Origin of the sequence: Bacteroides sp. AM07-18 (genome assembly GCF_003602695.1) — a bacterium.
Taxonomy (GTDB): Bacteria; Bacteroidota; Bacteroidia; order Bacteroidales; family Bacteroidaceae; genus Bacteroides; species Bacteroides uniformis.
Genome location: NZ_QTLM01000003.1, coordinates 308607 through 334872 on the forward strand (window position 1 = coordinate 308607; position 26266 = coordinate 334872).

The window sequence follows — 26266 nt, forward strand, 5'->3', positions numbered from 1 at the left end:
GCGCAATATTACAAAAAACGCTACACAAACTTCCGGTTTAAGCTGTTATTTTATGCAAAAGCACGCTACATCGGTACTTCTATGAAGAGAATGTGAGAGTCTTTCAATGTTTCCAGCTCAAAACTGCCGGTTTCGTATACTCCCATTCCGTCACGACGTGAGAGTATTGTGCCGTCCACTTTGACTTCACCTTCCATTACGAAGATGTATGCACCGGAATGCGATTGGTGCATGTGGTAGTCAATCTTCTTTCCGGCTTCTATTTCACCGATAGAAAACCAGGTCTGTTGTAGCAGTCTGGCAGGAGCATCGCCGTCAGGGGATACTATTAGTGCCATTTCATTTTTGCGCAGGAGTGGACGTACGTCGAAGTCCTGGTATGCGGGTGGTGTGTTCAGCTTTTCGGGCATCACCCAGATTTGCAGGAATTCTACCGCTTCAGTGTCACTGCCGTTCATTTCGCTGTGGTAGATGCCGGTGCCGGCGCTCATGGTTTGTATATCTTCCGGAATGATGATGCGGCTGTTCTGATGATTGTCCCCATGTTTCAGTTTCCCTTTCAGGGGAATGGAGATGATTTCCATATTTTTATGAGGATGTGTGCCGAAGCCCTTTCCCGGAGCCACACGGTCGTCGTTCAGTACACGCAAGGCGCCGAAATTCATCCGGCGGGGATTGTAATACTCGTCGAAACTGAAGGTGTGGTGGCTGTCAAGCCAATCATATAGGGAATGACCTCTGCTGTCTGATTTGTCTATAACTTTTTTCATAATTTATTCCTTTTCTTAAAATGGTTTATGTACTAGTAACGCTTTGGAAAGCTATAAAGTTTAAAAACCGATGTCTAAGAATTTATAAATGAGTGGGGACTATGCCTTGACCTCGTTCTCCAGTGGCTTATGGTTCATAAAATCTTTGATGTTCTGCAAGGTTGTCGAAGCAATGTTTGCCAGTGCCTCGCGTGTGAAAAAGGCCTGGTGCGAAGTGACGATGACATTATTGAAGGACAGTAGCCGCGCCAGGGTATCGTCATCAATGATTTTGTCCGATTGGTCTTCATAGAAGTATTCGCTTTCCTCTTCGTACACATCCAGGCCGGCAGAGCCGATTTTCTTGTTTTTTAGTCCTTCAATCAGGGCGTTGGTATGGATGAGTTGTCCACGTCCGGTATTGATAATCATTACTCCGTCCTTCATTTTACTGATGGAATAGTCGTTGATGAGATATTTGGTCTGTTCAGTCAGCGGGCAGTGCAGGGAGATGATATCCGAATTGTGATATAGCTCATCCAGGCTGGTATATACCACTTGATGTTCACGGGCGAAATTATAGTCGGGATAGAGGTCGTAGGCAAGAATATTCATGCCGAATCCACGCAGGATACATATCAGTTTCTTGGCTATTTTTCCCGTGCCGATGATGCCTGCAGTTTTTCCGTACATGTCGAAGCCCAGAAGTCCGTGCAGCGAGAAGTTTCCGTCTCGTGTCCGCCAGGTGGCACGTGGAATTTTACGGTTGAGGGATAACATCAGGGCAACGGTATATTCTGCTACGGCATAAGGGGAGTAAGCAGGGACACGCACTACGGTAATGCCACAGTCGGCAGCTGCCTTTAAATCTACATTGTTGTAGCCGGCGCAGCGCAACGCCAATAATTTCACGCCGTTGTCTGCCATCAGACGGATAACTTCGGTATCGGCCGTGTCGTTCACGAAAATACAGACTGCATCTACTCCTTGGGTTAAAATAACGTTGTGCTTGTTAAGATGCCCTTTATAGTAGCGGAGCTCAAAACCATATTCCTTGTTTTTTTCGTTGAAAGACGCTTCATCATAAGGTTTGCTGCCAAAAAATGCGATAGTGTATGCCATGAGATTTGTTATTTTTTAAATGTTACATAATTATAGGGAGATAACAAGTGGAAAGTTGATATGGTTCAGTGGCCGGAAGGATTCATAAAATGATAATTATTTCCATTTGTTTCATCAGAAACTATTTGGTATTTCAATGAAAGTATTATATTAGGATAACTTTATGCACAAAACTATTTTTTATGTGCAATATTATTGTACCTTTGCGCCCGAAAACAATTAAAAAAGATTTAGATGAGAAAATTTTCGTTGATTGGCATTGCGATGTTAATCGTTTCAATTCCAACTTTTGCGGGTGGTATCCTAACAAATACAAATCAGCATGTATCTTTTCTTAGAATGTTAGCGCGTGGTGCTTCCATTGATATTGACGGTGTCTATTCTAATCCGGCCGGTTTGGCCTTCTTGCCGGAAGATGGTCTCTATTTGTCTTTGAATGGACAAAGTGCTTATCAGACCCGTAACATAAAAGCGACATTTCCCTTGTTTATTGAAGATGGGAATACACGTTATTATAAAGGAAAAGCTTCTGCTCCTTTCATTCCTAGTTTTCAAGGTGCATATAAAAAAGGAGACTGGACTATTTCCGGTAGCTTTGCTGTTGTAGGTGGTGGCGGTAAGGCATCGTTTGATGATGGTTTGGGTATGTTCGATTCAATGGTGATGGGACAAGTCCATACTATTTCGGGTGGTCAAATCACTCCCAATATGTATTCTATCAATAGTGCAATGGATGGAAGCCAGTTTATTTATGGTGTGCAATTGGGGTTGTCGTATCAAGTTAATGATTGGTTAGGTGTGTTTGCCGGTGGACGTATGAATTATTTTACCGGTGGGTATGAAGGATTTCTGACTGCAACAGCACACAGTAATATTCCTACTTATGGTGGCATGGAATTGGTTGGTATCGATTTAGACTGCGACCAGACCGGCTGGGGATTGACCCCTATCTTGGGAGCTGATGTGAAGTTGGGCAAATGGAATATTGGGTTGAAGTACGAGTTTATGACAAGTCTTAATCTCGAAAATAAAACCAAAAAAGCTGAAGTGCGTGCAATGGGAACTGCTATGGGAGATGAAGGGAATCCTTTGGCTGACTATAAGGATGGTGTGAATACTCCGAGTGATATCCCTGCATTATTGACTGCAGCTGTTGGTTATGAATTCCTTCCTACGCTTCGTGCAACGCTGGAATATCACCATTTTTTTGATAAAGCGGCAGGGATGGCCAATGATAAGCAGAAAGCGTTGAAGCATGGCACACATGAAATTTTGATTGGTGCAGAATGGGATATAGCTAAACAGCTGACCATCAGTGGTGGTTATCAGCGTACAGATTATGGCTTGGCTGATGATTTTCAGAGTGATATAAGTTTTTCATGTGACTCTTATTCACTGGGGTTTGGTGCTGCCATCAAAATGACAAAGCATTTGACTATGAATATAGCCTATTTTTGGACAAACTATGATGATTATACAAAGAAGATAAGTGAAACCACCAAGAATGTTTATAGCCGTACTAATAAAGTGTTTGGTCTTGGTGTTGACTATAAGTTCTGATTTCACAATCCTACCTTTATATATTAAGAAGCCGTCTCAAATATCGATTTGAGGCGGCTTCTTTCTTATTTTATATTGGATTAGAAAGAATACTGTACAAGCAGGTTCATACGGTTGGCATGGTTGGTGGAATTGTCGAAGTTGGTGCGCCAGCCACGCAGATATTCAGCGCCTACCTGCATGTTCGGGGTTACGTTCCAGAATACGTTGGCTACGAAATACTGTCCGTAGCGGTAGGTACTTGGCAGGTCGTTGGGATAACCGTCTTCAGAGTAAAGGCGGGACATGCTGTAAGTGCTTGAAAGGAATACCTTTGGAGAAATGTTATATTGTAGACCTGCATACCAGCCCAGCATGGGCAATGCCTGCATTTTGCCTTCCTTTTCGGGATTGGGGACAATATCGACGTTCAGATTACTGATGTCATTCAGGTATTGCCCGATACCTTTACCATAGTTGATTTGTCCGAATGCCTGCCATTTTTTACCGAGGTTAAAGGTCGTTGAGGCTTGTACACCGTATCCGGTGACGCTGGAAGCCTTGTCCCTTTCCGTGCTGGTATATGTCATGCTGCGGATGATACCTCCTACACGCAGATGACTGCTGCTGTTCCAACTGTATTGTGCCGAAGCTGTGAAGTCCGGCATGCGTTGCTGGGCAATTTCGAATTGGCTGCTTGTTGTGCCGTCAACGGCAGGCGCCTCGATGGAAGCTTGGAAACGAAAGTCTTTCAGCCCTTTATAAGTATATGACAATTGTGTAGCGCGGTAGAACGTGGCACCGTTGGGCCCCTGGAAGTCAATGGTGGAGGGGAGGGCGCCTAAGTCCATGAAACCGCCGTAAGTATATCCCACCGTTATATTTCGGAATGACATATAAGCATTCCGTAGCTGGAATGTTTTGTCTCCTCCTCGGAAATTTCCGGCTGTATAGACTGTGAAGTCACCCAATAGCCGGGTGTGTCCGACTAATTTCAGAAAGATAGTGGCCGTACTGGCATCCATTTGAAATTGATTTTTGATTTTACTAATGCTTGGAATGTTGGCAGGAACAAAGTCAATATCATCCACAATACCTCCAAAATCATACTCGCCGGTGGCACGGACATACCCTCCGATACCCAGGGCGAATTTGCCTTGTTTGTCCATCAATAGGAAGCGGGGAGCTTTCGGGTCATGGATGTAAGGCAATTGTGACTCATTCATGATGCGGATAATCTCGTCGCCCGCTTTGTCGATGGTAACTATGACAATGCCGTTGGGGGCTTCGTCATCGATGATCTCTTTTTTTTGTGCATGGATAGTGGACAAGGGAAGTCCGGCTACGCACAACAGAAACATTGCTTTTAAGATTGTTTTCATTTAAGTTAGGTTTTGATGAATGTGCTTTCAACAACTTAAATGAAAAAAGGTTTTGTAGTCTTGGAGGAGGAAAGGAGGTTATTCCGTCAGTATTCTTGCCTTGAATGAAGATCGTATGCAAAATTACCCTTACCCTAATTTCCGGAATAACCTCCTGAGAATGTGTGTTAAGTTACTTATTTTTTCATGACGGCATTCCACAGCGCTTTGCGTAGAGTTCCCATAGTGTCATCGCCTTCATAATCCCAGAACATCATGCCTTTCATGCCATTTTTTAATATCCATTCACCTTTTGCGGCAATACTGCGGGGATTGTCGTAACCACAGTAGAAACTGCCGTTTTTGGTGACATAGGGGACATTGCCTTCTGTATCCCAATTTTCGATGACATAGCCGTCATCCTTACTCAGGTTGAGAATATCCCGATAATTGATGCTGCCGCCGGCATTGAAATCGGCTCTTCCGTAGAACGGAATTCCCAACACTAATTTGTCGGCAGATACCCCTGCATTCAGGTATTCGTCTACGGAACGCTGGCAGTCCCAGTAATTACTTGGCTTGTTCAATGCTGATTGATGCTGGGGGGCACCAACCAGATCATAGGCCATGATATTGACGAAATCTACATACGGGTCTACAGCCTTTACATCAATATATTTGTAGCCTTCGCCTTGGGGACGCTTGTCCATGCAATAACCTGCATAGGTCAATAGGGTGGACTGCCCCAACTCTGCACGCAAGTCTTTCATCAATAGGGTGAAGTTCTCCACATCTACCAACTCGTCATAGGCATTGCTGCTGAAAGTCATACCGGGAAATTCCCAGTCAATGTCAATACCGTCTATGCCCTCACTCAGAACAAAGGCTCTGCAGTCTTGTGCGAATTGCTTGCGCATTTCCGGACTCTTCGCCAGGGCGGAGAAGCCTCCGTCCTGGGAATTGTCAGAATTGGAAACGCTATTGGTAAAAGAGAGTAATATCTTCACATGTGGATACTGGCTCTTTATTTTCTTTACCTTATCAAAACGGGATTTATCACCTTGCAGGCCAAACTTTTCATAAATTCCGTTTTTAACATATAATTCTGCAAAAGCGTAGTTTATGTGGGTCAGGTATTTGGCATCGGGTATGGATGTGCCATAATAAGTGACGTAGCCCAATGCAACCCGGCCTGCAACCTGCTCGGCCATTTCGGTCTCGTTGTCTTCATTTCCCGGAGCTGGCAGTCCGGGAATGTAGTCGTCATTGTGACATGCGGCTACTAGAAAGACAGTAGCTATTATAAATAGCAGTTTCTTTTTCATAGAGAGTGCATATTATTCAGAATCGGTTCCTGCTTCAGTCTTGAAGTAAGCATACCAGCCGCTGTCGTCCCAATCCACACCACCGCTATACTTGCCGGGATGATAGATTGTGATATAGTTCTCATCCAGTGTCAGCAGCCAGAATTTGTTGCTGCCTACGCTTTGTCCGTTGTCGTCATAATTCCCTCCGATGGTGGGGATGCTCGTTATCAGTTCACCCAGTACTCCGTCTTCCGGTTTTTCGTGTGTGAAGGAGAAAGTACCTTCTGCCTTCAGGTTTCCGCTGGCATCATAGGTTTTCATCTTGTTTCCGTCGAATTCGAATACCATGGACTGGTCTCCCGCTTCGGCGGCAGTGACATTGGCCCACCAGGCAAAATTTGATTCGGGAGTATAGCCTGCACTGGTATATTTCCAGCCTCCATGAGCCCCCATATTGCAGACGGAACCCCAGCTGACTTCACGGAATTTCCAGGTCTTCTTGGCAGATTTGTCACTCTTGTCGGTTGCACCGGTGAAGTAAGTGGACCAATCGTCGAATACATTGGTCACAGTCACTACAACCGGATCTGTCTTGATAATCTGATTGGCGGAAATGCCCATATAGTAGATGGAATAGTCCGCATTGGACTCCATGATGACCGTAGCGTTGTCCGTGACCAGAGTCTTACTTTGTTTACTTCCTTCGCCCCCCCATTCTATGTGCCATGAACCGCCAATGTCCGGGCGGGAGTTTTTCAGGGCTATATACTGGTCGCCTTCCACTACTCCGTCTTGGTTGGGGAAGGGTTGGGTAATGGATATGGCGGCTTGTAATGCCTCTTTGGTTATGGGTGTACCGGCATCAGTCACATATTTGTCTCGCAAGTCTTCGTCTTCGATAGGATCGCATGCAGTAACGATGAAGGCTGAAGCAAGCATTGCTATCAATATTTTTGTTACTTTCATATTGTCTTTATTTATAGGTTAATACTCTTACATATTGTTCCAATCCGAGAACTGGGCAGATGCATCCCAGCCTGGATTCTGCTCAAGGACTCCATTGGAGATATCGATTTCGTCTTGCGGAATGGGCCAGTAGCCTTGGGTTGCTTGTAGGCGTTTCTTATAGTCGAATTTTACCATCGGTACCACCGTAGCGGCATTTATTATATTGAACCCGGTCTGTTTGTTGAGTATGTCACCGGCTTCCTCAAGCGAAGGACCCGACCAGCGAAGGATATCCCACCAGCGGATGGACTCGAATGCAAGTTCCCAGCGGCGTTCCTGCTTGATGGCTTCCAGGGAGTAGGCCACCGGAGCCAAGTGGGAGCGGGCACGTACCTTGTTCAGACCCGTAGCATCTTGCTTCAGCTCGGACTGCATGAGCAGAACGTCGGCAAAACGGATATGAATCAAGTCGGCAATTTGGAGTAGCTGTTGGGATGTCTGCGAAGATATTCCGGGGAACATCTGCTTGCCGAAAGGTTCGATTTTGCCTTCATTGTAGGAATTGATATTGATGTATTTTTTCTGGAAATAGCCGGTTTGTTCATAGTAACGATAGGATACGGTATATTCCGGTTCACCCTCGTCCATGGTGCAGTCCATCAGCACATTGCCGGCAACATTCGGATCAAGTGCTTTGTACGACCATATGGAACCGGTCAGACGGGGATCCTCCTTGTAACCGTCCGTATAGGTCTGCTTGGCGGCCCAGTCTTTCCATTCGTTGACCATAGCCGGAGATACAGGGCCAGCTCCCCAACCGGTGCCGAAGGGATAACTGTCTTTGTTGGAATAGTTGTCGGCAGACGGTGAATAGAATTGCGCGCATGTGTTGGAGAACCAGGTATAGGTCCAGTCGGATTTCAGGTTATGTTTGTTGGCGAATAAAGTTTCGTCGGAACTGTTTCCTTCCCATTTCAGGTTATGGTTGATAACGTATTGGTAACGGAGCCCTTCGGTATTGTCTTCGGTAGCATCGTTGGTGTAGGCCCAGATGTTGCGTTGGTCGGACACCAGTTTATGACCGGAGTTGTTTACACAGTCATCTATCCAAGAGATGACCTCCTCTTTGGTAGTTCCGTTGGGGAGTTCGTTTTTTTCGTAGCGTCCGGTATAGAAAAGGAATACACGTGCCATCATGGCTTCGGCAGCATATTTTGTAGCGTGTCCGGTCATGTCTGAGCCTTTCGGATAAATCTTTGCGGGCATCATTTCGATAGCATTTTTCAAGTCTGCTGCAATCTGGGTGTAGATTTCGTCTACGGATGCACGCGGCAGGTTGGTACTTTCCAGTGTGGTGCGTAAAGGAACTCCGCCAAAGACTTGTGCCAGCTCATAATAAGCCATGGCACGCAGGAAGTAGGACTCACCGAAAAGTCGGTTACGTTCGCTCTCGCTGGACCATGATTTCACATTCTCCATTGTGTTGATGGCATTGTTGGCACGGTTGATAAGGGTGTAGCAACGGTCCCAGATGCCGGCAAATGTATTCAGATTGCCACTGTACATAAGGAAGTTGGTGGCACAGTTGTTGGAGTAGGAGAGGTTGCCTCCCAGACAGTCGTCACCTGCCAACTGGGCAATGTAATACTGGGAAGAGGTTTCAGGACTTTCAAACAACAGATGGGCGTATATGGCCGTCACCATCTCTTGGGCATCCTTTTCTGTCTCCGGGAAGTTGGCGGTTGTCTTTTCGGTCAGAAGTTCCGAATCGAGGAAGTTTTCGCATCCTGAAAGAAGAATCAGTATTGCTGATGCTATGAATAATATCTTTTTCATAATTTCTTCGGTTAATTAGAATTTTACATTTAAGCCTATCATATAGGTACGTGCACTGGGGTAGTAGCCCAGGTCGATGCCTGATGCCCAACCATAATCGTCGCCGCCGTAACCGATTTCCGGGTCCATACCGGAATAGCCGGTGAAGGTAAAGAGGTTCTGTGCGGTCAGATATAGGCGCAGCTGTTGTACCGGTAACTTCTTGAATGCTTTCTTGAAGTCGAATCCCACAGTGATGTTCTTTATCTTGAGATAGTCTCCATCTTCGATATAAATGTCTGATACTCTGTTCCAGTTGGAGCTGGAAGCGCTGGACAGTCTCGGGAACTTGTCGGACGTACCTTCGCCGTGCCAGCGTTGGAATATCTCTGCTGTATAGTTATTCAAGGGTGAGGAGGAGAAGTCACGATAACACTTCAGAATCTGCTGGCCGAATGCGCCGTAAGTAGTGATTGAGAAGTCAATGGCCTTCCAGCTGGCATTCAGGGAAAGTCCCATTGTCAGGTCGGGATTCGGGTTACCTATCATAGTACGGTCATTGGCATCGAGCGTACCGCTATTGTCGGTGTCTGCCCAGATTACGTCACCCGGCTGTGTCTTGTCGCCGTTCAGTTTCGGACCTTTGTAGTTGTCTATCTGTTCCTGGTTCTGGAATATGCCGTTACTCTTGTAGCCGTAGAAGTAGCCGATGGGTTTGCCTACTTCAGCACGGAAGCACTCTTCGGCTCCTTCCCACAGAACGCTGCCGCTACCGTGGATGATTCCGTCTTTGTTGGCAATCTTGGTCACTTCATTCTTGTTGTGAGCAAGGGTCAGGTTGGCTCCATATTGGAAATCCTTTCCGATGTTGTCGTTCCAGTGGAGTCCTACTTCAATACCCGTGTTTTTTACATTACCGCCATTGACGGACACTGCATTGGCACCGAAGGAAGAGAGTACCGGAGCCGTAACCAGCCAGTCTCTGGTATTTTTGTTATACCAGTCGAATTCAAAGCCCAGGCGGTTGTTCAAGAAGCGTGCATCGATACCGAAATTCAATTGCTCCTGTGTTTCCCAGGTAAGGTCCGGGTTGGTCAGTCGGTAGGCGTATGAACCGGTACTGATGAGGTCCATGGAGTCGCCGAACGTATAACCGCCATATCCGTTGTTGGAAGTTATCAGTGAAAGATATTGGAAAGTAGATACATTACAGTTACCGTTTTGCCCCCAGGAAGCGCGTAGCTTTAAGAAGTCCAGCCATTTGATTCCTGACATGAAGGACTCGTTGCTGATAACCCATCCGGCGGATACTGAAGGGAAGTATCCCCAGCGGTGTCCGCGGGCAAAAGTGGAGGAACCGTCCGCACGCATGATGACAGAAGCCATGTATTTCTCCTGGTAGTTGTAGTTGACGCGTCCGAAGAAGGAAGCGATGGAACCTTCCCCGTTAGGCTTGCCAGTCAAGGAGGACACACTGTTGGCGGTCAATGGAACATTGGACAAATAAGCGTGCTTGAAGTCATAGAAGTTTGAGCCTATGGCTGAACCGCTCATTTCTTCTCCCATACCCCATTTTTCAATACTCTGACCTACCAGGACGTCGATGTTATGGTCATCGATATTGAAGATGTAGTTGGCTGTATTGTCCCATGACCAACGGTTATACATAGACATGGATTGGGTAACCTTGTCTTCTGCGTTGTTGAGTGACGCACTCAGATAATCGAATCTCGGCAAATAGGAACGATAACTGGAGGCTCCCATGATGTAACCGAACTGGCTCTTGATACGCAGGTTCTTGATGGGTTGCAGTTCTGCATAGAAGCTGCTCTGCATGTAATGGGACTTGCTTAGGTTCTGGTTCATATAGTAGTCCAGATAAGCTATCGGGTTTTTATTGGCTCCGTTGGAGATATCCCATTTGTAGTTGTCCTTTTCCTGGTCTGCGTAGAGGTAGTAGTCTCCGTCTGAATTGTAAGGGTGCATCAACGGGCTCATGATGAGCATATTGTGCACTCCGTTCCAATAAATGCCGCCGGTTCCGAATGAACCTTGTGTTTGCGAATATTTGTAGTTGATGGTTTCGCCCACTTTCAGGAAGTCAAGATTGCCTTTTTTCATGACTACGTGGTCCGAGTTGACGCGGAAGTTGTAGCGGTTCATTTCTGGAAATTCGCCGGGAACTCCCATGGTGGCTTCTTGGTTGGTGTATGAAATACCTATGGCATATCTGGAACGGTCTGTTCCTCCGGTGATGTTGACTGCGTGGTTCTGTACCAATGCATCTTCATTCAGTACTTCCTTCAGCCAGTTTGTCCCTTTCCATGTTCCGTTCTGTATGGCCTGCAAATCCCTTTCCGGAATATAGGTCGCCCAGTTGTACGGACTCAATCCGTCCATTACACGGCCTTCATCCTGCATCATCATGTACTCTTGGGCATTGAGGATAGTAGGGATTTTGTAGAGGTTCTGCACGCCGACATAGCCGTCGTAACTGACTTCGGCAACGCCGGTTTTACCTCGTTTGGTGGTAATCAGGATAACGCCGTTGGCAGCACGCGCACCATAGATGGCGGCAGAAGCGGCATCCTTCAAGACGTCCAAAGATTCAATGTCACTCGGGTTCAGCCCGTCGATGCTACCGTTGGCAACTCCATCTACCACATAAAGCGGGGAGAAGGTTCCGGTAGTACCGATACCGCGGATATTCACCTTAAAGCCCGAACCCAGGAAGCCGTTGTTCTGTGTGATGTTGACACCCGGTGACTGGCTCTGCAAAGCGCCCAGGGCATCCACAGTGTTCAGCTTGGCTATGTCTTCCCCTTTCACTTGTACAGTGGCGCCGGTGACAAGTTTCTTTTTCTGTACACCGTAACCGACAACAACTACTTCATCCAGTAGTTCGGAATCTTCTGTAAGGGTGATTTTCATGTTGGCATCTGCTTTGGCTTCCTGCGTCTTATAGCCGATGTAGGAAATGACCAGGGTGGCACCTCTTTTTACGTTTAGCGAGAATTTACCGTATAAGTCGGTAGTAACTCCATTGGTAGTACCTTTTTCCAAGATACTTGCTCCGATGATAGGCTCTCCATTCTGGTCGACAATGATACCGCGGGCTGTTTGTGCCTGCATCTGTTCTGTCACTCCGAATGAATTTTCCGAATAGGTCTCTATTGCCATGATTTTGCTGCTTCCTATAAATAGGGAGGCGATGGCAATTGCTGTGAGGATTTTGTTGTTCGATGTTCCTCGTTTACGATTTTCATTCATAATAGATGTTTTTTGTTTAAGCTAATGGATCTCAAAATAAATAGGTTGAATAGAAGATGACACTAATAGTGTCTTGGGGCTTTCGGGTAAATCATAGGCATTCATTGTTTTTCTAAGGTTACTATATATAATATGGTATATTCTTGGTTAATATCAATGTGCTTTCCAGAGCTTCCGGATTGTTGTTATCAAATATAATCCTAATTTTCATTATTTAAAATATAGAATCGTATGTATTAAAATATGTTGTCCATTATTTTATTTGCTTAAGAAATTTGCGTGAATGAAATCTTGTTTGAGAGCAAACTTGGTTGCATGTTTTTGATTTTGTGCTAAAATCAGTTAATATATTGATTTTTATGCTATTGGTTTATGTTTTTTAAAACTATTGTAAATAATATTCTTGGTTTGGGAAATCTTATTTAAGTCTCGTTAACTAAATATGCACTGTCTGTAATTACTTCGAATAAAAAAAAGGAGCTTTGTCTTGCTTGAGTTTTAGTTAAAATATATGTTGTTTGTTCATTTGCAAAACTTGTTGTACCTTTGCAACCGGATTTAAAATGTATGATGCCGTGAATAGCGGTCGTGTATTCTAGAACACCACGTAAAAAACAGGAGTATGAAACAAAAAGTATCTGTACCTTTTATGTTGCTGGGCATTCTGTTCAATGTATGCCTGATTGCAGCCAATCTTCTTGAGACTAAAGTTATCCAGGTTTTTGGTATTACCGTAACAGCCGGATTGCTGGTCTTCCCGATTTCTTATATTATCAACGATTGCATTGCCGAGGTTTGGGGCTTTCGTAAAGCCCGCCTGATTATCTGGAGCGGTTTTGCCATGAACTTTTTTGTGGTAATGCTGGGACTGATAGCCGTGGCGTTGCCTGCCGCCCCTTTCTGGGATGGTGCCGCGCATTTCAATTTTGTTTTTGGAATGGCGCCCCGTATTGTCATAGCCAGTCTGACGGCATTCTTGGTGGGCTCTTTTCTGAATGCCTACGTAATGAGCCGCATGAAACTGGCAAGCAACGGGCGTAATTTCTCCGCACGTGCCATTTGGTCGACGGTGGTTGGTGAGACGGCAGACTCGTTGATTTTCTTTCCGGTGGCGTTCGGAGGAATCATTGCATGGCGGGAGTTGCTGGTGATGATGTGTATCCAGATTCTGCTGAAGTCCATGTACGAGGTATTGATACTGCCTGTGACTATCCGTGTGGTAAAAGCTATTAAGCGGATAGACGGTAGTGATGTCTATGATGAAGGCATCTCCTATAAAGTATGGAAAATAGGCGATATTTAAAGCCCCTTACCCGTAGTGAGGGGAAATCAGTTATTATGTCAAACAAATAATTAGCAATGCCCTCTCTGTTTCCCTCCCTACGGGGGAGGGCAAGGGGAGAGGCTTTTAACAAGATGAATAGGGACACTGCTTTGGTGGTATTCAGTGGCGGGCAGGACTCGACCACTTGCCTCTTTTGGGCAAAACGTGAATTTAAGAAAGTGTATGCGCTGAGTTTTCTGTATGGACAGAAACATCAGAAGGAAGTGGACTTGGCGAGGGCCATTGCCCGTAAGGCAGGTGTGGAGTTCGAAGTAATGGATGTTTCCTTTATCGGCCGGCTGGGACATAACTCATTGACAGATGCCGGCATGGAGATGGACCAGGAGAAGCCGGCAGACAGCTTTCCGAATACTTTTGTGCCGGGACGCAATCTGTTTTTCCTGAGTATAGCCGCCGTCTACGCCCGCGAGCGGGGGATTAATCATATTGTGACGGGGGTGTCGCAGACCGATTTCAGCGGTTATCCCGATTGCCGGGATGCTTTCATCAAGTCGCTTAACGTGACGCTGAACCTGGCTATGGACGAGCAATTCGTACTGCACACACCACTGATGTGGATTGACAAAGCGGAGACCTGGGCGCTGGCAGACGAGCTTGGAGTGCTCGAACTTATACGTCACGAAACGCTGACTTGTTATAACGGTATCCCGGGAGATGGTTGTGGACACTGCCCGGCATGCACGTTGCGCAGAGAAGGATTGGAAAAGTTTTTGGCTTCTACTAAATGAGGCACACTTGTATCACTAAAAATATATGGCTATGACAGAATTGAAAGACCAACTTTCCCTTTTGGGGAGAAAGACAGAATACCGTCAGGACTATGCCCCCGAAGTATTGGAGGCATTTGATAACAAGCATCCCGGCAATGACTACTGGGTGCGTTTCAACTGCCCCGAATTCACCAGCCTCTGTCCCATCACGGGGCAACCGGACTTTGCGGAAATCCGTATTTGCTATATCCCCGATGTCAAGATGGTAGAGAGCAAGAGTTTGAAACTCTACTTGTTCAGCTTCCGCAATCATGGTGCTTTCCACGAGGATTGCGTGAACATCATAATGAAAGACCTCATTCATTTGATGAACCCTAAGTATATTGAGGTGACGGGTATCTTCACCCCGCGCGGAGGCATCTCCATTTATCCGTATGCCAATTACGGACGTCCCGGCACGAAGTTCGAGCAGATGGCAGAGCATCGTTTGATGAACCGTGAATGAGGACTGTTTTTGAAGGCCTCCGTAAATAATAAAGGGAGGCTTTGGGAGCAAATGATTGTTGCGCCGCTATATTTTATATTCTTGCTTACTAAAAACTATTCGTCCGACATATGTTTAATTATCGTCCAACAGCTATCGGACGATAATTAAACATATGTCGGACGATAATGTAACGACTGTCGGACGAATAGTCTTTAGTCAATGAAACATTAACCTGCTACCATCTTGGAAAGAATCTTTCCTATAGAGGATAGTAGGGGATGACTTTTGCAAAGATATAGACGATTCTTTAGTAAAAATAGCGCCTTTTCCCAAAGACGCTATTCCCTCTTTATGACTTATTCACTACAAAGGGTTATTTTATTCTTTTGTAGCCATAGACAGCAAGGTTACCCAGTTCTTCTTCGATGCGCAATAGTTGGTTGTACTTCGCCATGCGGTCGGAGCGGCTCAGAGAACCGGTCTTGATTTGTCCGCTGTTGGTGGCAACGGCAATGTCTGCAATGGTGGCGTCCTCGGTTTCGCCGGAACGGTGAGAAGTCACTGTGGTATAACCGTGGCGGTGTGCCATTTCGATAGCATCCAGCGTTTCACTGAGTGAACCGATTTGATTGACTTTGATAAGGATGGAATTGGCGCAGCCCATGGCAATACCTTTTTCAAGGAATTCCACGTTAGTCACGAACAGGTCGTCGCCAACCAGCTGGCAACGGTTGCCGATGCGTTCGGTCAACTTCTTCCAGCCTTCCCAGTCGTTTTCGCTCATGCCATCCTCGATGGAGTCAATCGGGTAGTTATTAATCAAATCTTCCAAGTAAGCTATTTGTTCGTCGGCAGTACGTTTTTTACCATTTTCGCCTTCAAAGATGGAGTAGTCATAGATACCGTTCTTAAAGAACTCGGATGAGGCACAGTCCATACCGATTTTCACATCCTTGCCCGGTTCGTAGCCGGCAGCCTTGATGGCGCTCATGATGGAGTCCAGCGCATCTTCTGTTCCTGCCAGTGCCGGTGCAAAACCGCCTTCGTCACCTACGGCAGTGCTGAGGCCGCGGTCGTGCAACACTTTTTTCAAGGCGTGGAATACTTCGGCTCCCATGCGCAGGCCTTCACGGAAGGAAGAGGCGCCTACCGGCCGAATCATAAATTCTTGGAAAGCGATAGGAGCGTCGCTGTGTGAACCTCCATTGATGATATTCATCATCGGGACCGGCATTACGTAGGTATTTACTCCACCGATATATCTGTATAAAGGTATATCGAGATAATTGGCAGCGGCTTTGGCTACTGCCAGTGAGACACCCAGAATGGCGTTGGCACCCAGCTTGGATTTGGTAGGCGTGCCGTCCAACTCAAGCATCTTGTGGTCGATGGTACGCTGTTCCAGTGACGACCAGCCAATCAGTGCCGGTGCGATTATCTTGTTGACGTTTTCTACTGCTTTTAGTGTACCTTTACCACCGTAGCGTTGCTTGTCGCCATCGCGAAGTTCCAGCGCTTCGTGCTCGCCGGTAGAAGCACCGGAAGGCACTGCTGCGCGTCCCATAACACCACATTCCAGAATAACGTCCACTTCTACTGTGGGATTGCCGCGTGAATCAAGGATTTCACGGGCTACAATCTTTTCAATTTTCATACTTAAACTTTAATAATTTATTGTCCGTTGTCTTGTTTTAATTTGCAGCAAAGGTCGTACAAAAAGGCATATTGGGCAATACCTATAAATAGGGGTTTTTCATTTCCCGGCTCCTCTTTTTTTAGATTTATTATTGATAATACCCATCAATGGTGATTGCGTAATATGATATATACGATAAATCCACTCCATATAATTACCTACAATAAGTGATTGCACAGCTGGCTGTTAATAATGACCTTTGCACCGGTTTACTAACAACATTATAATTATTATAAAATTGAAAGCATATACACTTAAATTCTCGCTGCTGTTTTTCCTTCTGTTGGCTTCTCTGTCTGTACATGCGCAGAGGAGAGGAGGGATGATTTCGGGTAGAATCATTTCTACGGAAAAAGAAACGGTGGATTTTGCGACTGTTTATCTGAAAGGGACGAGTTATGGAGGAACCACGAATCAGGAAGGCCTCTATCACATCAAGGCGCCTGCCGGCGACTATACGCTGGTGGTGTCTGCCGTAGGTTATACAAAGGTGGAGAAAAAGGTGAAACTGGTCAATGATGAGCGGATGAAGCTGAACATAACCATCGCTCCCGAAACGCAACAGCTGGACGAGGTGACTATCGTTTCTACCGGAGTAAGCCGGGTGAAGAGGTCGGCATTCAATGCTGTGGCAGTCGATACAAAGGAACTCCAGAACACCACGAAGAATCTGAGCGATGCCTTGACCAAGGCTCCGGGCATGAAACTCCGTGAGTCGGGTGGGGTAGGTTCGGATATGCAGTTGATGCTGGACGGTTTTAGCGGAAAGCACGTCAAGGTGTTCATTGACGGTGTGCCGCAGGAAGGTGTGGGAAGCTCCTTCAGCCTGAACAATATTCCGGTGAGCTTTGCCGACCGTATAGAGGTATATAAGGGTGTAGTTCCCGTGGGCTTCGGTACGGATGCCATTGGCGGTGTCATCAATATTGTTACCAACAAGAAACGCCGGAACTGGTTCCTGGATGCTTCTTATTCTTACGGCTCGTTCAATACCCACCGCTCATACGTTAACTTCGGACAGACTTTCAAGAACGGTTTCAGCTATGAAATCAATGCCTTTCAAAACTACTCGGACAACGATTATCATGTAGATGCGCCGGTAAAGGATTTTGAGACGGGCAGTTTCAACGAAAGTGAGAAGGTGTGCGTGAAGCGTTTCAATGATACTTACCACAACGAAGCCATTGTGGCTAAAGCGGGTATTGTGGACAAAAGTTGGGCAGACCGGCTGATGTTCGGTTTCACCTATTCGCACATGTACAAGGACATACAGACCGGCGTACGCCAGAAGACAGTCTTCGGGGAAAAGCACCGCTTTGGCCATTCACTGATGCCTTCGATGGAATACAGCAAACGCAACTTGATAATCAAGGGGCTGGATATGGTGTTGACAGCCAACTACAATCGCAATGCCACTACGAATGTGGATACTGCCCGCTATGAATACAACTGGCTTGGTGAGAAACATCCGCTGAACAGTCCCGGCGAACAGTCCCGCCAGTATTCCCGTGCCGATAATGACAATTGGAACGGTACATTGACCTTGAATTACCGCATTGCCAGAGTCCACATGCTGACTTTCAATCATGTGTTGAGTGCATTCCAGCGTGATAATACTTCACTGTTGGCGGTGGAAGAACAGACGGATGCCATTGCCAAGCAGACCCGCAAGAATATCTCCGGTTTGTCATACCGCCTGATGCCTTCCGAAAAGTGGAACTTCTCGGCATTCGGCAAATACTACCGCCAGTATGTGGCAGGACCTATGGCCGAGGATGATACCGGTAGTAATTATGTACGCACCAGCCGTACGGTAGACTCTTGGGGATATGGTGCTGCCGGAACCTACTTCATCCTGCCCGGCTTGCAGGCGAAGCTCTCTTATGAAAAAGCTTACCGCCTGCCCACTATCGAAGAGATGTTTGGTGACGAAGACCTGGAGAGTGGAGACATCGGCATCCGTCCCGAGAAAAGTGACAACATCAACTTGAACCTGAGTTATTCCCGGAGTTTTGGAAAACATTCTGTCTACGTGGAAGGCGGTGTGGTATACCGCAATACGAAGGATTATATCCAGCGCAATATCCAGGACTTGAGCGGAGGAAAAGAAGGGGCCACTTATACCAACTACGGCAAGGTGCTGACGAAGGGATACAATGTATCGGCACGCTATGGCTTCGGACGCTGGCTGAGTGTGGGCGGCAACTTCACGCAGATGAATGTGCGTGACAATGAGAAGATGCAAATCGGCAGTACCGGCAACTCTGTGGAAAATCTCGGTTACAAGGCACGCATTCCCAATGTGCCCTATCAGTTTGCTGATTTTGACGTAAACTTCTATTGGCGCGACCTCTGGAAGAAAGGGAATATGCTGTCCGTGACTTACGACAACCAGTACATGCACAGCTTCTCCTACTATTCGCAGGCCATCGGTAGCAAGAACAAGGATTTCATGGTACCCGACCAGTTCTCCCATAACCTGACATTGAGCTATAGTCTGAAGAATGGCCGCTATAATATCTCGTTTGAATGCCGCAACTTCACGAACGAGGATTTGTACGACAATTTCAGTCTTCAGAAAGCCGGGCGTGCGTTCTATGGCAAGGTACGTGTACATTTTGGTGATTAATAAATATAATGGTTTTAATAGGTGTAATTAATAAGAAGAACAAATGAAGAAGAATTATCTTTTGTCCGGCCTCTTGGCAATGGCAATGACCGGAATGGCTTTAATTTCTTGTACAGACACAGACGAACCGGGTTCCGGCTCCGGTTCCGGTTCAAAGGGTAACTATGTGATAGCTGCCACGGCTACAGTTTCAGGTAGCTCCGTTCCTGTCCTGCTGACAGCCGAGTCACTGGAAAGCGGTGAAATTACTGCTGCCGGCAATGGCCTTGTGAACGATGGGGCTACTTACTGGGTGTTCTACGGAAACAAATATCTGTATGCCTTGAACTATCACCAGGGAAATGCAGGCACTACCCAGTCGTTCATTATGAATACAAACGGTGAACTGGAAAAACGTAGCCAGGAGTATAACGTCAATCGTTTCACTACCTACGGCTATTATGACCAATTTATAATGACGACTTCTACCGGCGACGGCCCTACGGAACTGAATGATGCAAATGGATATACTCCCCAATCTTTTTTGATTTCCTATCTGGATGTCGAGAAACAGACTTATACAAAGAACTCGGTAACAAAGGATACTCCATTTCTTGCCGAAAATTTCCTTGAAAATGGTGAATACGTAACACTGGCCGGTATAGAACAAGTGGGCAGTAAGGTTTATGCAGCAGCCATTCCCATGGGGCTTAGCCAGTATGGTTGCATGCAGAAGAACGAAGACGGTAGCTACAAGTGGGTGCTTTCCGGTAATGAGGATTTAATAAAGACAGAATCCGGCGGGCAGGGTAGCGGTGCCTATGAGAAGGACGAATTGCAATGGACCCAGTATCCTAATGAATGCCATATCGCTATCTTTGGTGATCAGACACTGAATTCTCATAAGGTCATCACTACAGACAAAATCAGTTATGCTGCCGGACGTAACCGTTCACAGTACTACCAGATGAACTGGCTTGCCGACGACGGCTATGTATATGTATTTTCTCCGAGCTATGCCAAGACCATGAGTGATTCGCGTCAGCAGACTACATTGCCTGCTGGAGTTGTACGCATCGATACCAAAGCAGAAGAATTTGATGCCGCTTATTACTATAATCTTGAAGAGAAAGCCAATGGCGCCTCTTTCTTGCGGACTTGGTATATTTCAGGTAATTATTTCCTGCTGCTGATGTATGATAAGGCAATTACGGCATCAGACAAGGTTGCCAACCAACTTGCCGTCTTCAATGCCTCCACTGGAGCTTTGACTTATGTGAACGGCCTTCCAAGCGATGTCTCTGGCTTTGGTAATACCCCGTACATGGAAAATGGCAACGCATATGTGGCAGTCACTACCTCTTCCGGCTATCCTGCCATCTATAAGGTAGACCCTGCCAATGCAACAGCTACCAAAGGGCTGGTGGTCAATGCAACCCAACTGAACGGTGTAGGTAAACTGGAATAAAGGTTCTGATATGAAATGAATAAGAGAACATACTTATGAAGAAAATTTTCAGTAAGATACATTTATGGCTTTCAGTCCCCTTCGGACTGTTGATTACCCTTATCTGCTTCTCCGGTGCCATGCTGGTATTCGAGACGGAAGTGATGGAGCTTTGCCGCCGCGACCTCTACTATGTAGAAAAAGCCGGACCGGCACCGCTTCCCATGAGCCGGTTGGCCGAAAAAGTAGCCGCTACTTTGCCGGATAGTGTCTCTGTGACGGGTATCACTGCATCGTCCAATCCGGAACGTGCCTGGCAGGTGAATCTTTCCAAACCTCGTCGTGCCTCCGTCTATGTGGACCAGTACACGGGTGAGGTGAAGGGCCGGTATGAGCGTGCGCCGTTTTTCATGACCATGTTCCGCCTGCACCGCTGGCTGTTGGACAGCATGAAGCCCGATGGAAGTATCTTCTGGGGGAAAATGATTGTGGGCACTGCCACACTGATGCTTGTCTTTGTGCTGCTGTCAGGCGTTGTCATCTGGTGGCCCCGTACAAAAAAGGCTTTAAAGAACAGTCTGAAGATTGTTGCCGGTAAAGGTTGGCGCCGGTTCTGGTACGACCTGCATGTGGCAGGCGGCATGTACACGCTGATTTTTCTGTTGGCGATGGCACTTACGGGACTGACATGGTCTTTCTCCTGGTATCGCACCGGCTTCTACAAAGTTTTTGGAGTGGAAACCATGCAAGGGGGTGGAGGACATGGTGCTCAGGCACAAACTGCTGCCCACGGAGGAGATAGGGCTCAAGGCAGGTCTGGTGGCGAGAATCGTGAAAGAAAGCCTTTCTCTCCTTTTGCAAACTGGCAGAAGGTTTACGAAGAACTGAAGGAGCTTAGTCCTGATTATAAACAGATAACCGTATCGCGTGGCTCTGCTACAGTCTCCTTCAATCGGTTGGGCAACCGTCGTGCTGCCGACCGCTATACGTTCAATCCCCGTAATGGTGAAATCACCGGGACTACCTTATATAAGGATGCCGACACTTCCGGGAAAATCCGTGGCTGGATATACTCCGTCCATGTAGGCAGTTGGGGAGGATGGGCCACCCGCATCTTGAGCTTTCTGGCCGCTTTGATTGGCGCAAGCCTGCCGTTGACGGGCTATTATCTTTGGATTCGAAGATTGGTCCGGAAGAGTGGCAGAAAAGTGAATGTTCAATTAAAGAAAGCAGCTTAAAAAAAGCAGGCAGTTTTATAAAAGGATGAAGATGTCCACAAGATGCGCAGGCGTGCGTGTTTTGTGGACATCTTCATATAGGTATGCGTGAGAATGAATGCTTTATTAAAAATACCGAAAAATAAATGGAAAAATGTAATCATGATTACACTTTTTTAGATTGTAACTGCCTATTTTTGCTGAAAATATTCATTTTATGGCGAAGTTACCAATCATAAGTAAACTATTTCCATCCTACAGGTGGAAAGTAACGGCACTCATTGTTTGCGGTGTCCTCGTCGGCAGCGGAGGCTTGTTTATGTATCTTCTCCGGGCGCACACTTATCTGGGAGATGACCCTGCGGCATGTGTCAACTGCCACATCATGGCTCCCTATTATGCAACCTGGATGCACAGCTCCCACAGCCGGGATGCCACTTGCAACGATTGCCATGTCCCTCATGAGAATATGGTAAAGAAATGGATGTTTAAGGGAATGGACGGCATGAAGCACGTAGGTGCCTTTCTCACTAAAAGCGAACCGCAGGCCATCCAAGCCGAGGAAGCCAGTGCGCAGGTCATTATGAATAATTGCATCCGTTGCCATACGCAACTGACCAACGAGTTTGTGGATGTCGGCAGGATAGACTACATGATGACCCTCATCGGCGACGGAAAGGCATGCTGGGACTGCCACCGTGATGTGCCTCATGGTGGAATGAACAGCCTCTCGTCCACGCCCGCTGCACTGGTACCCTATCCGGAATCTCCCGTACCGGAGTGGTTGCAGAAACTGATAAAGGAATAATGACAACTCAAGTTTCGCAAGTTCAAGAACTTGCTTTCAGTGAACAAGTACACAAGGCTTTTCCTTGTAATCACTTTAAAAAGCAAGATATAGACAAAGGGCTGTTTATCCCTCCTTGTAGCCTTGTCAATTTGTTCACTGAAAGCAGGTCAAAGACATGAGAAACTTGAATAACAATAAATCTTCATATATATGGAAAAGAGATTAAAATCATGGCAAGGATGGCTGTTGTTCGGTGGTTCAATGGTCGTTGTATTTGTCTTGGGTCTATGCGTTTCTGCCTTGATGGAGCGCAGGGCCGAGCTGGCAAGTGTATTCAATAACCGCAAAACTGTGATTGAAGGAATTGAGGCACGCAACGAAGTCTTCAAGAGTGACTTTCCACGTGAGTATCAGACGTGGACTGAAACCGCCAAGACCGACTTCCAGAGTGAATTCAATGGAAATGTGGCTGTGGATGTATTGGAACAGCGTCCCGAAATGGTGATACTTTGGGCTGGATATGCCTTCTCCAAAGACTATTCCACTCCGCGCGGACACATGCATGCCATCGAGGATATTACGGCAACCCTGCGTACCGGTGCGCCTGCCACTGATGCAGATGGTCCGCAACCGTCCACTTGCTGGACTTGCAAGAGTCCCGATGTCCCCCGTATGATGGAAGCCATCGGTGTGGATGCTTTCTATAATAATAAGTGGGGCGCTTTGGGTGGTGAAATTGTAAATCCGATTGGTTGTGCGGACTGCCACGAACCGGAAAATATGAATCTGCATATCAGCCGTCCGGCTCTGATAGAAGCTTTTGAACGTCAGGGCAAGGATATTACCGAGGCCACTCCGCAGGAGATGCGCTCGCTGGTATGTGCACAGTGCCACGTGGAATATTACTTCAAGGGTGACGGCAAGTACCTGACTTTCCCCTGGGACAAAGGTTTTACGGTGGAAGACATGGAAGCCTATTATGATGAGGCCGGTTTCTACGACTATATACATAAGTTGAGCCGTACCCCCATCCTGAAAGCGCAACACCCCGATTTTGAAATAGCCCGGATGGGCATTCACGGTCAGCGTGGCGTATCGTGTGCGGACTGCCACATGCCCTATAAGAGTGAAGGTGGCGTGAAGTTCAGCGACCACCATATACAAAGTCCGTTGGCTATGATAGACCGTACCTGCCAAACCTGCCATCGCGAAAGTGAGGAGACTTTGCGCAACAATGTCTACGAACGCCAGCGCAAGGCCAATGAAATCCGCAACCGCCTTGAACAGGAACTTGCCAAAGCTCATATCGAAGCTAAATTTGCCTGGGACAAGGGAGCTACGGAAGAGCAGATGAAAGAAGTGCTGGCACTGATTCGCCAGGCGCAATGGCGTTGGGACTTCGGTGTGGCATCTCACGGAGGTGCTTTCCATGCACCACAGGAAATCCAGCGTGTCTTGTCTCACGGCTTGGATAGAGCTATGCAGGCGCGTTTGGCTGTCTCCAAAGTGCTGGCAAAGCATGGATATACGGACAATGTTCCCATGCCGGATATCTCTACCAAAGACAAGGCGCAGGAATATATCGGCCTCGATATGGATGCCGAAAGAGCTGCAAAGGACAAATTCTTGAAGACTACCGTACCGGCTTGGTTGGAAAAAGCCAAAGCCAACAACCGGTTAGCACTAAAATAAATTTATTTACGATTGGACGATTTACGATGTACGATTGGGATTACTCCCCGATATGTACATCTCGGATTGACTCTATCAACAATCTAACTCCAATCGTACATCGTACATCGTCAAATCGTAAATCAGAAGATGTGGAAGAAACCGTGGAGGTATAAGGAAGGTTTTATCTGTGGGGCAGGACTGTTCGTCACGGGCTTGCTGTTGCAGTGGAGCGTTGGAGATATTCGTTGGGGCTTGTTTGCGTGGCCGGTCAATGTCATCGTTCTGGTGTTGTTCCTGCTATTGTTGGCATGCATGCATGGATTTCGTAGACGGGTGTACTGTTTCGGATGGCTCAGTCATTATACGGCTGCAGTTTCTTCCCTGGTATGTGTGGCGGTTGTCACTGTCGTTATGGGATTGGTGCGGCAGGTTCCTTCTACCCAGCCTTCGGCAGATGTCATCGGCTTTTCGAAGATGCTTTCTTTCTGGCCGTTCGTGTTGCTTTATATCTGGCTGGTTACTGTCTTGGGACTGACCATTCTCCGTGTATGTATTCCTTTAAAATTGCGTAAGATTCCTTTTCTGCTGAATCATGTCGGCTTGTTTGTCGCCCTCTTGACGGCAACGCTGGGCAATGCAGATATGCAACGACTGAGAATGATTACCCAATTGGGCAAGACTGAATGGCGTGCCACGAATGAGGATGGCAAGCTGACGGAGCTTCCGCTTGCCATTGAACTGAAAGAATTCACCATACATGAATACCCTCCCAAGCTGATGCTGATAAATAATGAGACCGGGCAGGCACTGCCGAAGGATGTGCCGGAACATTTGCTGTTGGAAGAGAAGGTAGAACGGGGGAGGTTGCTGGATTGGGACATCTCTATCCTTCAATCCATTCCGATGGCTGCCTCTGTAGCTGCGGAAGATACCTTGAAGTTTACCGAATTCCATTCGATGGGAGCTACCTATGCTGTTTATCTGAAGGCGGTGAATGCTACCTCCGGACAGTCGAAGGAGGGATGGGTGAGTTGCGGTAGTTTCATGTTTCCTTATAAGGCATTGCGCTTGTCGGAACAGACCAGTCTGGTGATGCCCGAACGTGAGCCGCAGCGATTTGTTTCTGCTGTAACGGTTTATACGCAGTCAGGAGAGGTAGTGGAAGACACAATCGAAGTGAACCGTCCTTTGAAGATATTCGGATGGAACATTTATCAATTAAGCTATGACGAAACGAAAGGACGGTGGAGTGATGTCAGTGTTTTTGAACTGGTACGCGATCCCTGGCTTCCGGCTGTATATGCCGGCATCATAATGATGGTGCTGGGGGCAGTCTGCTTGTTTGTCAATGCACCGAAAGGAACAGAAGAAAGAAAGGAGGAGACGGTATGAGTTGGGATTATTTTGCTCTGTTTGCCATTGTCGCTTTACTTTTCTGGGGATTGGGAGCTTTCGCTGCATGGCGTGGTAAACGTCCGGTAGTGGTATACACTTTGACTTGTCTGGGCTTGGCTGTCTTTTTCAGCTTCATTGTCGGCATGTGGATTTCTTTGGAGCGTCCTCCGATGCGGACGATGGGGGAGACGCGTTTGTGGTATTCATTCTTTCTTCCATTGGCAGGAATCATCACTTACAGTCGTTGGAGGTACAAATGGATTCTCGGTTTCAGTTCCGTCTTGTCCTTGGTGTTTGTCTGCATCAATATTTTTAGGCCCGAAATACACAACAAGACGTTGATGCCCGCTTTGCAGAGTCCGTGGTTCACTCCTCATGTCATTGTCTATATGTTTGCCTATGCCATGCTGGGTGCCGCTACGGTGATGGCTGTCTACCTGCTGTGGTTCAAGAAAAAAGGAATTGAACGGCATGAGATGGCTTTGTGCGATAATCTGACTTATGTAGGACTTGCCTTCATGACACTGGGTATGCTGTCCGGTGCTGTCTGGGCGAAAGCTGCTTGGGGACACTATTGGGCATGGGATCCCAAGGAGACTTGGGCGGCGGCTACCTGGTTCTCCTATCTGGCATATATCCATTTCCGATTGGGATGCCCCGCGGCCTATCGTAAGGCACTGTTTGGCTTGCTTGTATCTTTTCTGTTGTTGCAAATGTGTTGGTATGGCATCAATTACTTGCCCTCGGCACAAGGAGTGAGTGTACATACGTATAACTTAAATTAAA

General features: G+C 46.9%; 19 protein-coding genes. 11 read left to right on the forward strand and 8 right to left on the reverse strand.

What is annotated here, in order from left to right; translation table 11 throughout:
- Nucleotides 1-65: 65 nt before the first annotated feature.
- Together DW096_RS07190 and DW096_RS07195 are read right to left on the reverse strand one after the other, a co-directional pair.
- On the reverse strand, nucleotides 66-770 hold the full coding sequence (locus DW096_RS07190; protein ID WP_118931160.1) for a pirin family protein: 705 nt from the start codon (nucleotides 768-770) through the stop codon (nucleotides 66-68).
- A gap of 99 nt (nucleotides 771-869) precedes the next feature.
- Nucleotides 870-1871 carry a 2-hydroxyacid dehydrogenase gene (locus DW096_RS07195; RefSeq protein WP_005832453.1) on the reverse strand — a complete coding sequence of 334 codons (1002 nt, stop codon included), beginning with the start codon at nucleotides 1869-1871 and terminating at the stop codon, nucleotides 870-872.
- Between the two features lie 234 nt (nucleotides 1872-2105).
- Between DW096_RS07195 and DW096_RS07200 the strand changes: the two genes are divergently transcribed.
- Nucleotides 2106-3431 (forward strand): OmpP1/FadL family transporter, encoded by a 1326-nt coding sequence (locus tag DW096_RS07200; protein WP_005831520.1) that lies wholly within the window; start codon nucleotides 2106-2108, stop codon nucleotides 3429-3431.
- An 80-nt stretch (nucleotides 3432-3511) separates the two neighbouring features.
- Here the strand turns inward: DW096_RS07200 and DW096_RS07205 are convergent, their stop codons facing one another.
- The 5 genes from DW096_RS07205 to DW096_RS07225 form a co-directional block, all read right to left on the reverse strand.
- Entirely contained in the window at nucleotides 3512-4792 is a 1281-nt protein-coding gene (locus DW096_RS07205) for a hypothetical protein (protein ID WP_009038185.1), read from the reverse strand.
- A gap of 176 nt (nucleotides 4793-4968) precedes the next feature.
- Nucleotides 4969-6096 (reverse strand): glycosyl hydrolase family 18 protein, encoded by a 1128-nt coding sequence (locus DW096_RS07210; protein WP_009038186.1) that lies wholly within the window; start codon nucleotides 6094-6096, stop codon nucleotides 4969-4971.
- A gap of 12 nt (nucleotides 6097-6108) precedes the next feature.
- Entirely contained in the window at nucleotides 6109-7044 is a 936-nt protein-coding gene (locus tag DW096_RS07215; RefSeq protein WP_057097813.1) for a hypothetical protein, read from the reverse strand.
- Between the two features lie 27 nt (nucleotides 7045-7071).
- On the reverse strand, nucleotides 7072-8862 hold the full coding sequence (locus DW096_RS07220) for a RagB/SusD family nutrient uptake outer membrane protein (RefSeq protein WP_118931161.1): 1791 nt from the start codon (nucleotides 8860-8862) through the stop codon (nucleotides 7072-7074).
- Between the two features lie 15 nt (nucleotides 8863-8877).
- Complete coding sequence (locus DW096_RS07225) at nucleotides 8878-12111, reverse strand: TonB-dependent receptor (protein ID WP_016274293.1); 3234 nt, start codon at nucleotides 12109-12111, stop codon at nucleotides 8878-8880.
- A 622-nt stretch (nucleotides 12112-12733) separates the two neighbouring features.
- On the opposite strand from DW096_RS07225, the gene DW096_RS07230 reads away from it, so the two are divergent.
- The 3 genes from DW096_RS07230 (at nucleotide 12734) to queF (ending at nucleotide 14671) form a co-directional block, all read left to right on the forward strand.
- Nucleotides 12734-13414, forward strand: a complete 681-nt coding sequence (locus DW096_RS07230) for a queuosine precursor transporter (protein ID WP_005831504.1) — start codon at nucleotides 12734-12736, stop codon at nucleotides 13412-13414.
- Nucleotides 13415-13527: 113 nt separating this feature from the next.
- The gene (queC, locus tag DW096_RS07235; RefSeq protein WP_005831503.1) at nucleotides 13528-14184 is read left to right on the forward strand and encodes a 7-cyano-7-deazaguanine synthase QueC; all 657 of its coding nucleotides are present in this window, start codon (nucleotides 13528-13530) and stop codon (nucleotides 14182-14184) included.
- Between the two features lie 31 nt (nucleotides 14185-14215).
- Nucleotides 14216-14671, forward strand: coding sequence for a preQ(1) synthase (queF, locus tag DW096_RS07240; RefSeq protein ID WP_008664917.1), 456 nt, complete (start codon nucleotides 14216-14218; stop codon nucleotides 14669-14671).
- 355 nt (nucleotides 14672-15026) lie between these two features.
- Here queF and eno read toward each other — a convergent pair whose 3' ends face one another.
- Nucleotides 15027-16307 (reverse strand): phosphopyruvate hydratase, encoded by a 1281-nt coding sequence (gene eno / locus DW096_RS07245; RefSeq protein ID WP_005831501.1) that lies wholly within the window; start codon nucleotides 16305-16307, stop codon nucleotides 15027-15029.
- Between the two features lie 364 nt (nucleotides 16308-16671).
- Between eno and DW096_RS07250 the strand changes: the two genes are divergently transcribed.
- The 7 genes from DW096_RS07250 (at nucleotide 16672) to DW096_RS07280 (ending at nucleotide 26265) form a co-directional block, all read left to right on the forward strand.
- Nucleotides 16672-18978 carry a TonB-dependent receptor gene (locus tag DW096_RS07250; protein WP_230321319.1) on the forward strand — a complete coding sequence of 769 codons (2307 nt, stop codon included), beginning with the start codon at nucleotides 16672-16674 and terminating at the stop codon, nucleotides 18976-18978.
- A gap of 43 nt (nucleotides 18979-19021) precedes the next feature.
- The gene (locus DW096_RS07255) at nucleotides 19022-20425 is read left to right on the forward strand and encodes a DUF4374 domain-containing protein (RefSeq protein ID WP_005831492.1); all 1404 of its coding nucleotides are present in this window, start codon (nucleotides 19022-19024) and stop codon (nucleotides 20423-20425) included.
- 35 nt (nucleotides 20426-20460) lie between these two features.
- Nucleotides 20461-21642 (forward strand): PepSY domain-containing protein, encoded by a 1182-nt coding sequence (locus DW096_RS07260; RefSeq protein ID WP_005832435.1) that lies wholly within the window; start codon nucleotides 20461-20463, stop codon nucleotides 21640-21642.
- A gap of 196 nt (nucleotides 21643-21838) precedes the next feature.
- Nucleotides 21839-22429, forward strand: a complete 591-nt coding sequence (nrfH, locus tag DW096_RS07265) for a cytochrome c nitrite reductase small subunit (protein WP_005832432.1) — start codon at nucleotides 21839-21841, stop codon at nucleotides 22427-22429.
- Between the two features lie 192 nt (nucleotides 22430-22621).
- Nucleotides 22622-24103, forward strand: a complete 1482-nt coding sequence (gene nrfA, locus DW096_RS07270; RefSeq protein ID WP_009038191.1) for an ammonia-forming cytochrome c nitrite reductase — start codon at nucleotides 22622-22624, stop codon at nucleotides 24101-24103.
- A gap of 129 nt (nucleotides 24104-24232) precedes the next feature.
- Nucleotides 24233-25477 carry a cytochrome c biogenesis protein ResB gene (locus tag DW096_RS07275; protein ID WP_005832426.1) on the forward strand — a complete coding sequence of 415 codons (1245 nt, stop codon included), beginning with the start codon at nucleotides 24233-24235 and terminating at the stop codon, nucleotides 25475-25477.
- A complete protein-coding gene (locus DW096_RS07280; protein ID WP_009038192.1) occupies nucleotides 25474-26265 on the forward strand; it encodes a cytochrome c biogenesis protein in 792 nt (263 codons plus the stop codon). The genes DW096_RS07275 and DW096_RS07280 overlap by 4 nt, the downstream gene beginning before the upstream one ends.
- The last annotated feature ends 1 nt before the right edge of the window (nucleotide 26266 follow it).